This is a genomic window from Tenacibaculum holothuriorum (genome assembly GCF_002120225.1).
GTDB classification, from domain to species: Bacteria; Bacteroidota; Bacteroidia; order Flavobacteriales; family Flavobacteriaceae; genus Polaribacter; species Polaribacter holothuriorum.
In genome coordinates, this window is the sequence record NZ_LAPZ01000001.1 from 125611 (window position 1) to 138733 (window position 13123).

Below are 13123 nucleotides of genomic sequence, written 5' to 3' on the forward strand. Positions count from 1 at the left end.
GTTACATTTATATCTCAAAAATAGTATTTTTATGGACTATATTTTTCGTCCAGAATCAAAATAATCAGTAGTCCAGATGTTTCCGTATAAAACTTCAATATATTTAGATAAATCAGTGAAAGAACCTTTGTATTTACAGTTGTCAAATCAGTTAATTTTACTGATTAGAGAAGGGCAGTTGACATCAGGAACAAAACTCATTGGATCAAGACAATTAGCGGAGTTGTTAGGGATACATAGAAAAACCGTAGTAGCGAGTTATGAAGAATTAGCTTTACAAGGTTGGGTAGAAAGTATTCCTAAAAAAGGAACTTTTGTACATAATAATTTACCAAACTTATATCAAAAAAGAAAAGAAAGAGAGTCAGTAGTTAAAGAAAAGTCTGGTTTTTCATTTTATACGAGTTCAATTTTAAAAGCTAAAAAAGCTTTTAAAGTAGAAGAAATAATATACTTAAATGATGGAACTTCTGATACAAGATTAACTCCTTTAGATGAAATTGCACGTACTTATAGAAGAGTTGCTTCAAAGAAAAGTACTTATAAGCATTTAGATTACGGTTCTACGTATGGAAACAATGGATTGAGAGAAATCCTAGTATCTTATTTAAATTCAACTAGAGGGCTAAAAGTAGCTAAAGAAAATTTATTGATTACTCGAGGTAGTCAAATGGGAATGTGGCTTTCAGCTCAGTTATTACTCAAAGAAAAAGATGTAATTGTTGTAGGTACCACTAATTATGCTTCGGCAGATATTACTTTTAAAAACACGAAAGCAACTCTTAAAAGAGTAGGAGTAGACCAATGTGGAATACAAACTAATGAAATTGAATTGCTATGTAAAACTACTCAGATAAAAGCGGTATATGTAACTTCTCATCATCATCATCCTACAACAGTTACCTTATCGGCAGAAAGAAGAATGCATTTGCTTCAATTATCTAAAAAACATGGTTTTGCAATTATTGAAGATGATTATGATTACGATTTTAATTATAATCATGCACCGATTTTACCTTTAGCAAGTCATGATACTAGCGGAAATGTGATTTATGTTGGTTCAGTTTGTAAAACTGTGGCTCCCGTTTTTAGAATAGGGTATTTAATTGCTTCTAAAGATTTTGTAGATGAAGCAGCTAAATTGAGAGGTTATATAGATAGGCAAGGAGATGCCTTGTTAGAATTAACATTTGCTGAATTTATAAAATCGGGAGATTTAGACAGACATATTCGAAAAGTTTTAAGAGTGTATCAACAACGAAGAGATTTGTTTTGTAAGCTACTGAAAGAAGAGCTAGGAGATTATTTTTCATTTGAAATTCCTAAAGGAGGAATGGCGATTTGGACACAACTCAACAAAAAGTATACGTGGAAACAAGTACAAGAAGAAGCTAGAAAACACAACTTAGAAGTTGGAGATTATACTCGATATGATATGGCAAAAACTAATCATAATTCTATGAGAATTGGTTTTGCTTCTTATACCGAAAATGAAATTTATGAATTGATAAATAGATTGAAAACTACTATGAAATCTATTACAAAGAAGCTTTAATCATTCTATCATTGCCAAATAAATCTTTACGCAATTCAATATTGGTGAAACCTTTTTCTTGTAACATTGTTACAGTTTCTGCTCCTAAATATTGATTGATTTCAAAAAATAATAATCCGTTTTTAGAAAGATGTTTTTTAGCTAAATCAGCTATTTTAATGTAGAATATCAATGGATTGTCATCTTCAACAAACAAAGCTAAATGAGGCTCGTTTTTTAAAACATTATTCTTAATTTCTGCCTTCTCTAAATTACGTACATAAGGCGGATTAGAAACAATAACATCATATTTTTCGTCATTACGAGGAATGTTCGACGAAGTAATCTCTTCATTTATATGAGATTGCTTCATTTTATTCGCAATGACGTTTAAATTATCAGCTTTTAAAATATCTTTAAAAATAAAATTGATGTTGGTTTTATTAAGTTCAGCATTCTGTTTAGCAACTTTTAAAGCTTCATCAGAAACATCAATAGCAGAAACATTATCGTTTGGTAAATGTTGTTTTAAACTAATAGGAATACAACCAGTGCCAGTACCAATATCAAGAATATTAAATTCATCTTCTATCTCCTGTCTTCTGTCTTTTGTTTCAAACAATATCCATTCAACTAACTCTTCTGTTTCTGGTCTAGGAATTAAAGTGTTCTGATTTACTTTAAAAGGAAGCCCATAAAACTCGGTGTGCCCAATAATATATTGAATTGGCTCTTCTTTTTTTAGTCTGTCTAAAGCATTATTCAATAGTTCCTCTTTTTCAGAAGTGATTTCAAAATTAGGTTGTAACGTAAAATCAATTCGTTGTAAACCTAAATATTCTTCAATTAAATAAAAGAAAAAAGTATCTATCTCTGTTTGAGGATAGATTGAAGATAATTGTTCTTTAAAATATTCTTTAAATTGATTTAATCGCATAGTCCTTGTGTCTTGAATCTTGGTTCTTTTGTCTCTAGTCTTAACTTCTATAAATTTTTCAACATCCAAACATTACAAGAATAATGTCCAGTATTTCCCATAGGCTTATCAAGATTTACAAAACCATTCTTTTTATACAAAGCTCTTGCAGCTTCCATATACGGCATAGTTTCTAAATAACATTGTTCAAAACCATCTTCTTTTGCTTTTTGCAAACATTTTTCAATTAGCTTACTACCCAAACCTTTTCCTCTTGCAATTGGTAAAAAGTACATTTTTTGAAACTCACATACATTACCTTCATAATTATCTAACTGAGAATAACCTGCTCCACCAATAATTTTATTTTTATGTTCTATGACAAAGTAAGAAGCTTTGTCTTTTTGGTAAGTTTCAAACATTTCGTCAGTAGCTTTATCTTCATAAGCTGTACCTACTTTGGGTACACCAAATTCAATTAAAACATCTCTAATTACTTTGGCAATCTGTATGTTGTCTTGAGGAGTAATTTCTCTAATAATAAAATCAGATGTTGTCATAGGAATACGTACTTTTGCAGGAGCAAATTACCAAAAAACACCAACTTACATGAAAAAGTTATTGTATTTTTTTTCCATAGTATTTGTTTTGAGTTGTTCGGTTAAAGAAAAGCCGATTTTTTTAAAAATAGATGATGTAAAAATCCTATCGGCTGCTTCAGATACAGTAAAATTGTCTGTAAATGCTTTTTTTGAAAATCCGAATGATATTGGAGGAAAGATTTCTACCGATGAAATTAAAGTAATTGTAAATGGAGCAGAAGTAGCTCAGGTTTCTTCAGAAGAATTTAAAGTACCTGCAAGAAAGGAATTTACCATTCCATTAAAAGTTGTGATTCCTACCAATAATATTTTTAAGAATAATAAAAACGGACTTTTAGGAGGTTTGATAAATACATTCTTAAACAAAAGTGTTAAGGTTCAGTTTAAAGGAGATTTAAGATATAAAGTTTTAGGTTTTTCTCACGTATATCCGATTGATAAAACTGAAGATGTAAAAATTAAGTTTTAATTATTTACAGAGAATTTGCTTGAATGAATCACGAAAAATACATACAACGTTGTTTAGAATTAGCTAAAAAGGGAATTGGAACAACACGTCCAAATCCTTCTGTGGGTGCAGTTATAGTTCATGATAATTTTATTATAGGTGAAGGATATACAAGTCCATATGGTGGGTCACATGCAGAAGTTAACGCGATTAATTCTGTTGAAAATCAAGAATTACTGAAAGAATCTACGATTTATGTGACTTTAGAACCTTGCTCACACCACGGAAAAACGCCTCCTTGTGCCGATTTAATTGTAAAAAAACAAATACCTAATGTAGTAATTGGCTGTGTAGATACAAACAGTTTAGTGGCAGGAAAAGGAATTGAAAGATTAAAAAAAGCTGGGTGTAGTGTTACTGTTGGGGTTTTAGAAGATGAGTGTTTTAAGCATCATAAACGATTCTTTACAGTTCAAAATAAAAAACGTCCTTACATTATACTTAAATGGGCAGAAACTAAAAATGGTTTTATAGCGCCAAAAATTAAAGATGAACAGAAGCCTGTTTGGATTTCTAATGCGTATTCTCAACAGTTGGTTCATAAATGGAGAAGTGAAGAGCATGCTATTTTAGTCGGAACTAATACGGTTATTGTAGACAATCCGTCTTTAACGGTAAGAAGCTGGACAGGAAATAATCCAATTCGAATAGTTATTGATAGAACGTTACGCATTCCTCAAGATGTTAATGTATTTAACGACCAAGCGAAAACAATTGTTATTTGTGAGAAGAAAGGCGAATTAGAAAATAGAGAAAGGATTAGCTTTGAAGAAATAGATTTTTCTAAAAATATAGCACAACAAATTTGTGGTGTTCTGATGAAGAATAATATTCAATCAGTAATTATTGAAGGAGGTCAACAAACACTTCAAACTTTTATTGAAGAGAATTTATGGGATGAAGCAAGAATTTTTATTGGAGAATCTGAGTTTGAAGATGGAATTAAAGCTCCTGTTTTCTCAACTGCGCTCGAAATGATAAAAACTACAATTACTTCCGAAGAAAAAATAGAAAACGACATTTTAAGAATATATACAAATGATTAAAAACATCATTTTTGATTTTGGTGATGTATTCATCAATTTAGATAAGCAAGCCACCTACAAAGAACTTGCTAAACTTGAAGTTACAGAAGTAACCGAAGAGATGATGCAACAATACTATCAGTACGAAATGGGATTGACTTCTACTGATGAATTTGTGAATTGGTTTCATCAAAAGTTCAACATTTCAAAAGAAAATTTAATCAATGCTTGGAATGCTATTTTACTAGATTTTCCAAAGCATAGATTAGCTTTTTTAAAGGAGTTAGTTGCGAGTAAAAAGTACCGATTGTTTTTGTTGAGTAATACAAATGATTTGCATATTTCTTGGATTCAAAACGACTGGGGAGCTGCCTTATATAGTGAGTTTAAAAACTGTTTTGAACAGTTTTATTTATCACATGAAATTAACATGCGTAAACCAAATACAAATATTTTTGAATTTGTTTTAAAAGAGAATAATTTACAAGCATCAGAAACTATATTCATTGATGACACCAAAGAAAATACTGATGCAGCAGCTCAATTAGGTATTCATGTTTGGAACAACAGTTCTGAAAAAGAAGATGTAGTTGAGTTGTTGAATAGAAAAGAATTTTCAGTGTGATTTATTTAGTTTTAAGCATATTAGTATCAAGTTTACTATTTGTTATTTTTAAATTGTTTGATGTATTTAAAATCAACACACTTCAAGCAATTGTTGTAAATTATGCTGTAGCCTTATCATTTGGGTTTTTAAATTCTGATGTCTCATTAGCGGTTTCTGAAATTCCAAATCAACCTTGGTTTTTCGGTGCATTTTGCTTGGGAGTGTTATTCATTTCAGTATTTAACGTGATGGGATTAACAGCTCAAAAAAATGGACTCTCAGTTGCTTCTGTAGCAGGGAAAATGTCGGTAGTAATTCCAATCATAGTAGGAATTATAGCATATAAAGAAAGTGCTGGAATCGTTAAGTTAATTGGAATATTATTGGCATTAGTAGCGGTGTATTTATCATCAGCAAAAAGTGACTCAAGTCCAGTCAAGTTCAAAAACTTATTATTACCATTACTTTTATTTTTTGGTTCAGGTTGTATTGATGCTGGGTTAAAATTTGTAGAAACTAATTATGTAGCAAATAACGAAGTACCAATGTTCTTGGCAACGATTTTTGGTTGTGCATTTATTTTAGGTAGTTTATTTGTTTTAGTTCAAGTAATCAATAAAAAACTTAAATTTCATTGGAAAAATGTTTTAGGTGGAATTGCTTTAGGAATTCCAAATTACTATTCAATGGAATTCTTAATTAAAGCTTTACAAACAAAAGGGTTGGATAGTTCAACTTTATTTACAATAAATAATGTTTCAATTGTAATTTTAACGACAGTTTTTGCGTTACTTTTCTTTAAAGAAAGATTAATAAGAAAAAATTGGATTGGGATTGGATTAGCAATTGTTAGTATTTTATTAGTAGCTTCGGCATAATGAATGAAATTAAAGATACATATAAAACGATAACAAAACCTTCTGAAGAAACGTTGTTTAAAGACAGAAATAGTAAGTTTTTTGGCTATGCTTTTCCTGTAAATTCTGAAGAAGATGTCAAATTAAGATTAGAAGAGTTACGCAAATTACATCATACAGCACGTCATCATTGTTACGCGTGGCAATTAGGTACAGAAAATATTCGTTTTAGAGCGAATGATGATGGAGAACCTAGTAATTCAGCTGGTCAACCAATTTATGGGCAAATTCAAGCTTTTGATGTTACAAATGTATTGGTAGTTTCGGTTCGTTATTTTGGGGGAACAAAACTGGGAGTAGGAGGATTGATTAATGCTTATCGTTCTTCTGCTCAATTAGCTCTAGAAGCTTCAGATATTATTGAAAAGACAATTGATGTTCAATTTAAATTGAGTTTTGGTTACGATTTAATGAACAAAGTTCAACGAGTTATCAAAGAAAAGAATTTAGAAATTGTAAATCAAAAATTAGAATTAGCTTGTGAATATACCATTGCTGTACGTAAGAGTGAAGCAGATGCAATTTTTTCAATTTTTGAAAGTATCTATCAGTTAAAAATTAAAAAACTATAAAACGTTATTTATGTTTAAAGTTCCTTTTTTAAAAGTACATTTCTGTTTATTATTAATCGGATTATTGAGTTCTTCAATAATAGCTCAGAACTATTTGTACGATACAGAACAGTTTGGTATTAAGGGAGCAACTTTAGGAGGCTCTGTTATTGCTGGTGCAGACGATGAAAGTATGACGTTTTATAATCCTGCTGCAATTCATAAAGCACCATCACAAGTTAGTGTATCTTTATTTCAACCTACAGTAAAAACATTTGGATTTGATAAATTTTGGGGAGGAAATGAAACAAGTAATTTAAATACTGATTTTGGATTAAGACCTTCGTTGTTATCTTTTAAAGTAAAAATTAAAGGATTAGATATTGCATTCATAAAAATTAGTAAAAGTGATCTAAATGATAAATTTAGTGCTAAAAGAGAAATTGTATTTAACAATGCACAAACTACCCAGTTTTTTGAATATGAATATTCTGGAGAAGACCGTTGGTTTGGAGCAGGAACTAGCTTTCAAATTACTCCAAAGTTTCACATTGGAGTAAGTCAATTTGTGAGTATAGCCAATTTTAAATATCGTAATAAAATACTATTAGAACGTATTGAGTTAGATAACAATAATTTAACTACTAATTTTTTTAATTCTGAACAAAGTAGTGATTACGGAAATACTGGACTTATTACAAAGATTGGTTTTTTATATGATTCAGAAAAGCACGATTTCGGTTTCACAGTTACAACTCCTAAGTATTTAAGAATTAGAAATAGTGGAGAGTTCGCAAGTACTTTTGTAAATATTGATGAAACTACGAATGTAGCTCAACAAGTAATAGATAACGATTTAAATACCACAATAAAAACTCCTTGGGAGTTTTCTTTTGGATATAGTGTTAGGTTACAAGAGAAAAGAAAGTTGTGGGTAAATGCCAGTTATTATACTGGTATTTCAGATTACCAAACGGCATTAGTAGAATCTGCCAATAATAACATGTCTTGGATTAATGGTACAAAAGCAATCTTTAATTTTGGAATAGGATATTCACATGAAATAAATGACAAATTAGAATTGTTAGGAGGTTTAAGAACCAATAATTTTGCGTATACTAATAAGCAATCTCAAGACGGTGAGTTACGTAATACGATTTTAGATGGAAATCATTTCCATTTTGTTTTCGGAACTAAGTTTAAGTTTAGAAGACACAATGTTCTTTTAGGAGTAGATTGGGGTACTTTGATGGATAATCCTGAAGAAGGAAACTTCAATTTCTTGAAAAACATTGGTCGATTAGCTCCAAATTTAAAAGGGTTAAAAAAGAATAATATCAATATTCTATTAACATATAGATTCATTCTTGATGAATTTATAAAACTATAAATTCAACTTTCTTAATGTAGCTAAATAGCTATAAACCAAAACATTTTAGGTTAATTAAATAATATTTCGTAAATTTGCACGCCTTTTTACGAGAACAGATTTTAAAAAGGTGTAAAATTATATTTATTTAAGTTTAATTTCTCTTGGCGTTGGTTTCGTTAAAAATCTGGCTAACAAAAAGATACAAAATTATTCTCAGACATGTCTGAAGAAACAAAAAACACAGCAGAAGCTGTAAATCCAGCAGAATTTTTAGCAAACTTTAACTGGCATAAATACGAAGAAGGTATTGATGAAGTTGATGAGTCTAAATTAAAAGAATTCGAAAAAGCGTTAGAAGGAACTGTAGGTTTCGTAAACGAGCGTGATGTAATCGAAGGTTTAGTAACAAGAATTACTGATAGAGATGCTATCATCGATATCAATTCTAAGTCTGAAGGAGTTATCTCTTTAAACGAATTCCGTTACAACCCTAACTTAGCTGTTGGAGACAAAGTAGAGGTATTAGTTGACAAAAGAGAAGATTCAACTGGTCAATTAGTATTATCTCACAAAAAAGCACGTGTAATCAAAGCTTGGGATCGTGTTAACAACGCTCACGAAACTGGAGAAATCGTTAACGGTTTTGTTAAGTGTAGAACTCGTGGAGGTATGATCGTTGATGTATTTGGTATTGAAGCATTCTTACCAGGTTCTCAAATTGATGTGAAGCCTATCCGTGATTACGATCAATATGTTGAGAAGACTATGGAATTCAAGGTTGTTAAAATTAACCACGAATTTAAGAACGTAGTAGTATCTCACAAAGCATTAATCGAAGCTGATTTAGAAGATCAAAAACGTGAAATCATCGGTCAATTAGAAAAAGGACAAGTATTAGAAGGAGTTGTTAAAAACGTAACTTCTTACGGTGTATTTGTTGACTTAGGAGGTGTTGACGGATTAGTTCACATTACTGATTTATCTTGGTCTCGTATCAACCACCCGAACGAAGTTGTTGAATTAGATCAAAAATTAAACGTTGTAATCTTAGACTTTGATGATAACAAGTCAAGAATCCAATTAGGATTAAAGCAATTATCTGCTCACCCATGGGAAGCGTTAAGCTCAGACTTAAAAGTAGGAGATAACGTAAAAGGTAAAGTAGTTGTTTTAGCTGATTATGGTGCATTTGTTGAAGTTGCTGAAGGAGTTGAAGGATTAATTCACGTATCAGAAATGTCTTGGTCTACTCACTTACGTTCTGCTCAAGATTTCGTAAAAGTAGGAGACGAGGTAGAAGCTCAAATCTTAACATTAGATCGCGAAGAGCGTAAAATGTCTTTAGGTATGAAGCAATTACACCCAGATCCATGGACAGATATTACTTCTAAGTACCCTGTAGGTTCTACTCACACTGGTACAGTTCGTAACTATACTAACTTTGGTGTATTTGTAGAATTAGAAGAAGGTATCGATGGATTAGTGTACATCTCTGATTTATCTTGGACTAAGAAAATTAAGCACCCATCAGATTTCGTAACTGTAGGTGATAAGTTAGAAGTTCAAGTATTAGAATTAGATGTTGAGAACCGTAAATTAAACTTAGGTCACAAGCAAACTCAAGATAACCCTTGGGATGCTCACGAAGCTAAGTATGCAATCGGATCTAAGCACGAAGGAACTATTACAGCTAAAAACGATAAAGGTGCTACTGTAACTTTCGAAGATGGTGTTGAGGCTTTCGCTCCAACTCGTTTCTTAGAAAAAGAAGATGGAAGCAAATTAGCTAAAGGTGATACTGTTGAATTCATCGTAACTGAATTTAGCAAAGAATACCGTAGAATCGTTGTTTCTCACACTTCTATCTTTAGAGAAGAAGAGCAAAGAAACGTAAAAGCTGCAGCTAAAAAAGCTCAAGAAGCTGAGAAAACTACTTTAGGTGATATCGGTGGATTAGCTGAATTAAAGAAGAAAATGGAAGGAAAATAATTTTCTGAACCATATAACTTATAAAACCGCTACAATTTTGTAGCGGTTTTTTTATGCTTTTATTTTATCTAGATAATAATAAACTTATCTTTGTTCAAAATCGAAAAAAGAACATGACATTAATAAAATCTATATCAGGAATTAGAGGAACTATAGGTGGTGGTTTAGGAGATAATCTTACACCAATCGACGCAGTAAAATTTGCTGCTGCTTATGGTACATTTATTAAGAATAAGAATTCAGAAAAAGAGAAAATAAAAATCGTAATAGGTAGAGATGCTCGTATTTCTGGTAAAATGATTAGTAGTTTAGTTTCTAACACACTAATAGGTTTAGGAATTGATGTTTTAGATTTAGGTTTATCAACTACACCTACGGTAGAAGTTGCTGTTCCTATGGAAAAAGCAGATGGCGGAATTATTCTAACAGCTTCTCACAATCCGAAACAATGGAACGCTTTAAAGTTATTGAACGAAAAAGGTGAATTTATAGATGGAGAAGATGGAGCAGAGGTTTTAAAGTTAGCAGAAAGTGATGCGCTAATTTTTGCAGAAGTTGATGATTTAGGTACGTATAAAAAGAAAAAGAACTATATAAAGAAACACATTAAGGAAGTTTTAAAACTTGATTTAGTTGATAAAAAAGCCATTAAAAAAGCAAAATTTAAAGTAGTTGTTGATGGTGTAAATTCTACAGGAGGTATTGCAATACCAATGCTTTTAAAAGAATTAGGAGTAAAATGTATCGAATTATATTGTGAACCGAATGGTCATTTTCCGCATAACCCAGAACCTTTAAAAGAACATTTAACAGATTTATCTGAATTAGTAGTTAAAAAGAAAGCCGATTTAGGTATTGTAGTAGATCCAGATGTAGATCGTTTGGCTTTAATTTCTGAAGATGGTTCTATGTTTGGTGAAGAGTATACATTAGTTGCTTGTGCCGATTATGTTTTAGGGCAATTAGGAGGAGGAAACACCGTTTCGAACTTATCGTCGTCTAGAGCATTACGTGATGTAACAGAAAAACATGGAGGTACGTATACTGCAAGTGCTGTAGGAGAAGTAAACGTAGTAAAGATGATGAAAGCAACTGATACAGTAATTGGTGGGGAAGGAAATGGAGGAATCATTTATCCTGCTTCACATTATGGTCGTGATTCATTAGTAGGAGTAGCGCTATTCTTATCGCATTTAGCAAAGCAAAAAATATCTTGTAAAGAATTGAGAGATTCATACCCAAGCTATTTTATGAGTAAGAATAAAATTCAATTAACTCCAAAAATTGACGTTGATAAAATTTTAGCTACTATGGCTAAGAAATATAAAGACGAAGAAGTAAATACAATAGATGGAGTTAAGATTGATTTTGCTGATGAATGGGTTCATTTAAGAAAATCTAATACAGAACCAATCATTAGAATTTATACAGAAGCTACCTCACAAGAAAAAGCTGATGGTTTAGCCGAAAGATTTATAAAAGAAATCGAAGAAATTATTAAATAAAAACTATCCCGCACTTTTGCGGGATTTTTTATAACCATACAAAATTAGTAGGATTGTTAAATATTAAACAAGGTATATGACAATTCAAATATTTTATAGAAATTCGTATTGTAAACACCCTTTAACTGATGAATTTAGAACAATATTTTCAGCAATTTAGAAAGCATATCGTAGGTATAGATCAAACTTTTGAATCTCCATATGGAGAGCAAAAAATTATTTATGCAGATTGGACAGCAAGCGGAAGATTGTATAGACCAATTGAAGAAAAAATTTTAAATGAGTTTGGACCGTTTGTAGCGAATACACATACAGAAACTTCAACTACAGGAGCTTCTATGACACTGGCTTATCACGAAGCAAGAAACATTATTAAGAGACATGTAAATGCTTCTAAAGATGATGTGTTAATTACTGAAGGTTCAGGAATGACAGGTGTTGTCAATAAATTTCAACGAATTTTAGGGTTAAAAGTTACTGAGAGTTTAAAAGAACACACCAATGTTCCTGAGGAACTAAAACCGATTGTATTTGTTTCTCATATGGAACATCATTCAAATCAAACTTCTTGGTTAGAAACAATTGCAGATGTAGAAGTTGTACCATGTAATAATGAAGGACTCGTTTGTTTAGATAAATTCGAAGAAACAATAAAAAAATATAAAGATAGACCTATAAAAATAGCTTCAATTATTGGTGGATCTAACGTTACAGGTATCAAAACCGATTATCATAAAGTAGCGGCTTTAATTCATAAATACGGAGGTTTATGTTTTGTAGATTTTGCTTGTTCTGCGCCTTATGTAGATATTGATATGCATCCTGAAAAAGAGGATGAGTATTTAGACGCTATTTTCTTTTCACCACATAAATTTTTAGGAGGACCAGCAACATCGGGTGTTTTAATTTTCAATAAGAAATTGTATAAAAATATGATTCCAGATAATCCAGGAGGAGGAACAGTAAGTTATACAAATCCTTGGGGAGAACACGATTATATTGATGATGTAGAAACCAGAGAAGATGGAGGAACACCAGCATTTTTACAAACGATAAAGATTGCTTTGTGTATTCAGTTAAAAGATAAAATGGGAACTGAAAACATGAAGAAGCGTGAAGATGAAGTAAATAAAGTATTGTTTGAAACACTTGAAAGCTTAGACGGAGTACATATTTTAGCACCACAACACAAAGACAGATTAAGTATTTTTTCTTTTTATTTTGAAAGATATCATTTTAACTTAGTAGTTAAATTATTAAACGATCGTTTTGGAATCCAAACACGTGGAGGCTGTTCTTGTGCTGGTACATACGGTCACTTTTTACTGAATGTAGATCAAGATACTTCACATAAAATTAAAGATCAAATATTAGAAGGTTGTAATACTGAGAAACCAGGTTGGGTGCGTCTTTCAATTCATCCAACGATAACTACTGAAGAAATTGAGTTTATCTGCAATTCATTAAAAGAGTTGCATAAAAATATTGATGTTTGGGCTAAAGACTACAAATACGATATGGAAAAGAACGATTATGTTCACATTTCAGCGTCTTCAATAGAAAAGGAATTAGTAGCAAATTGGTTTTCAGTTTAACT

Annotated in this window: 12 protein-coding genes; 10 read left to right on the plus strand and 2 right to left on the minus strand. The window is 31.2% G+C overall.

Annotated elements, in window-relative coordinates:
• Positions 1–76 precede the first annotated feature (76 nt).
• Positions 77–1555: a MocR-like pyridoxine biosynthesis transcription factor PdxR gene (gene pdxR, locus WH52_RS00630; protein ID WP_086028989.1), complete on the plus strand. Its 1479-nt coding sequence runs from the start codon at positions 77–79 to the stop codon at positions 1553–1555.
• Here pdxR and prmC read toward each other — a convergent pair.
• On the minus strand, positions 1539–2471 hold the full coding sequence (gene prmC / locus WH52_RS00635; RefSeq protein WP_198938344.1) for a peptide chain release factor N(5)-glutamine methyltransferase: 933 nt from the start codon (positions 2469–2471) through the stop codon (positions 1539–1541). The two genes, pdxR and prmC, sit on opposite strands and share 17 nt — an antisense overlap.
• A gap of 47 nt (positions 2472–2518) precedes the next feature.
• Positions 2519–3010: a GNAT family N-acetyltransferase gene (locus WH52_RS00640; RefSeq protein WP_086028990.1), complete on the minus strand. Its 492-nt coding sequence runs from the start codon at positions 3008–3010 to the stop codon at positions 2519–2521.
• 49 nt (positions 3011–3059) lie between these two features.
• Between WH52_RS00640 and WH52_RS00645 the strand changes: the two genes are divergently transcribed.
• The 9 genes from WH52_RS00645 (at position 3060) to WH52_RS00685 (ending at position 13121) form a co-directional block, all read left to right on the plus strand.
• Positions 3060–3521, plus strand: a complete 462-nt coding sequence (locus WH52_RS00645) for an NDR1/HIN1-like protein (RefSeq protein ID WP_086028991.1) — start codon at positions 3060–3062, stop codon at positions 3519–3521.
• Positions 3522–3544: 23 nt separating this feature from the next.
• A complete protein-coding gene (gene ribD / locus WH52_RS00650) occupies positions 3545–4606 on the plus strand; it encodes a bifunctional diaminohydroxyphosphoribosylaminopyrimidine deaminase/5-amino-6-(5-phosphoribosylamino)uracil reductase RibD (RefSeq protein WP_086028992.1) in 1062 nt (353 codons plus the stop codon).
• A complete protein-coding gene (locus WH52_RS00655; protein ID WP_086028993.1) occupies positions 4599–5210 on the plus strand; it encodes an HAD-IA family hydrolase in 612 nt (203 codons plus the stop codon). The genes ribD and WH52_RS00655 overlap by 8 nt, the downstream gene beginning before the upstream one ends.
• A 53-nt stretch (positions 5211–5263) precedes the next feature.
• Positions 5264–6070 (plus strand): EamA/RhaT family transporter, encoded by an 807-nt coding sequence (locus WH52_RS00660; protein ID WP_317041830.1) that lies wholly within the window; start codon positions 5264–5266, stop codon positions 6068–6070.
• Positions 6070–6681, plus strand: a complete 612-nt coding sequence (locus tag WH52_RS00665) for an IMPACT family protein (RefSeq protein WP_198938345.1) — start codon at positions 6070–6072, stop codon at positions 6679–6681. Before WH52_RS00660 ends, WH52_RS00665 begins: the two co-directional genes overlap by 1 nt.
• Before the next feature lie 10 nt (positions 6682–6691).
• The gene (locus WH52_RS00670; RefSeq protein ID WP_086028995.1) at positions 6692–8050 is read left to right on the plus strand and encodes a hypothetical protein; all 1359 of its coding nucleotides are present in this window, start codon (positions 6692–6694) and stop codon (positions 8048–8050) included.
• Between the two features lie 201 nt (positions 8051–8251).
• Positions 8252–10021, plus strand: a complete 1770-nt coding sequence (rpsA, locus tag WH52_RS00675; protein WP_086028996.1) for a 30S ribosomal protein S1 — start codon at positions 8252–8254, stop codon at positions 10019–10021.
• Between the two features lie 113 nt (positions 10022–10134).
• Positions 10135–11526, plus strand: coding sequence for a phosphoglucosamine mutase (glmM, locus tag WH52_RS00680; RefSeq protein ID WP_086028997.1), 1392 nt, complete (start codon positions 10135–10137; stop codon positions 11524–11526).
• A gap of 128 nt (positions 11527–11654) precedes the next feature.
• On the plus strand, positions 11655–13121 hold the full coding sequence (locus WH52_RS00685; protein WP_086028998.1) for an aminotransferase class V-fold PLP-dependent enzyme: 1467 nt from the start codon (positions 11655–11657) through the stop codon (positions 13119–13121).
• Positions 13122–13123 lie beyond the last annotated feature (2 nt).

What these genes read in the sequence shown, in the direction of transcription:
- pdxR (WP_086028989.1), top strand. Translation starts at nt 77, where the DNA reads ATGTTTCCGTATAAAACTTCAATATATTTAGATAAATCAGTGAAAGAA.
- prmC (WP_198938344.1), bottom strand. Translation starts at nt 2,471, where the DNA reads ATGCGATTAAATCAATTTAAAGAATATTTTAAAGAACAATTATCTTCA.
- WH52_RS00640 (WP_086028990.1), bottom strand. Translation starts at nt 3,010, where the DNA reads ATGACAACATCTGATTTTATTATTAGAGAAATTACTCCTCAAGACAAC.
- WH52_RS00645 (WP_086028991.1), top strand. Translation starts at nt 3,060, where the DNA reads ATGAAAAAGTTATTGTATTTTTTTTCCATAGTATTTGTTTTGAGTTGT.
- ribD (WP_086028992.1), top strand. Translation starts at nt 3,545, where the DNA reads ATGAATCACGAAAAATACATACAACGTTGTTTAGAATTAGCTAAAAAG.
- WH52_RS00655 (WP_086028993.1), top strand. Translation starts at nt 4,599, where the DNA reads ATGATTAAAAACATCATTTTTGATTTTGGTGATGTATTCATCAATTTA.
- WH52_RS00665 (WP_198938345.1), top strand. Translation starts at nt 6,070, where the DNA reads ATGAATGAAATTAAAGATACATATAAAACGATAACAAAACCTTCTGAA.
- WH52_RS00670 (WP_086028995.1), top strand. Translation starts at nt 6,692, where the DNA reads ATGTTTAAAGTTCCTTTTTTAAAAGTACATTTCTGTTTATTATTAATC.
- rpsA (WP_086028996.1), top strand. Translation starts at nt 8,252, where the DNA reads ATGTCTGAAGAAACAAAAAACACAGCAGAAGCTGTAAATCCAGCAGAA.
- glmM (WP_086028997.1), top strand. Translation starts at nt 10,135, where the DNA reads ATGACATTAATAAAATCTATATCAGGAATTAGAGGAACTATAGGTGGT.
- WH52_RS00685 (WP_086028998.1), top strand. Translation starts at nt 11,655, where the DNA reads ATGAATTTAGAACAATATTTTCAGCAATTTAGAAAGCATATCGTAGGT.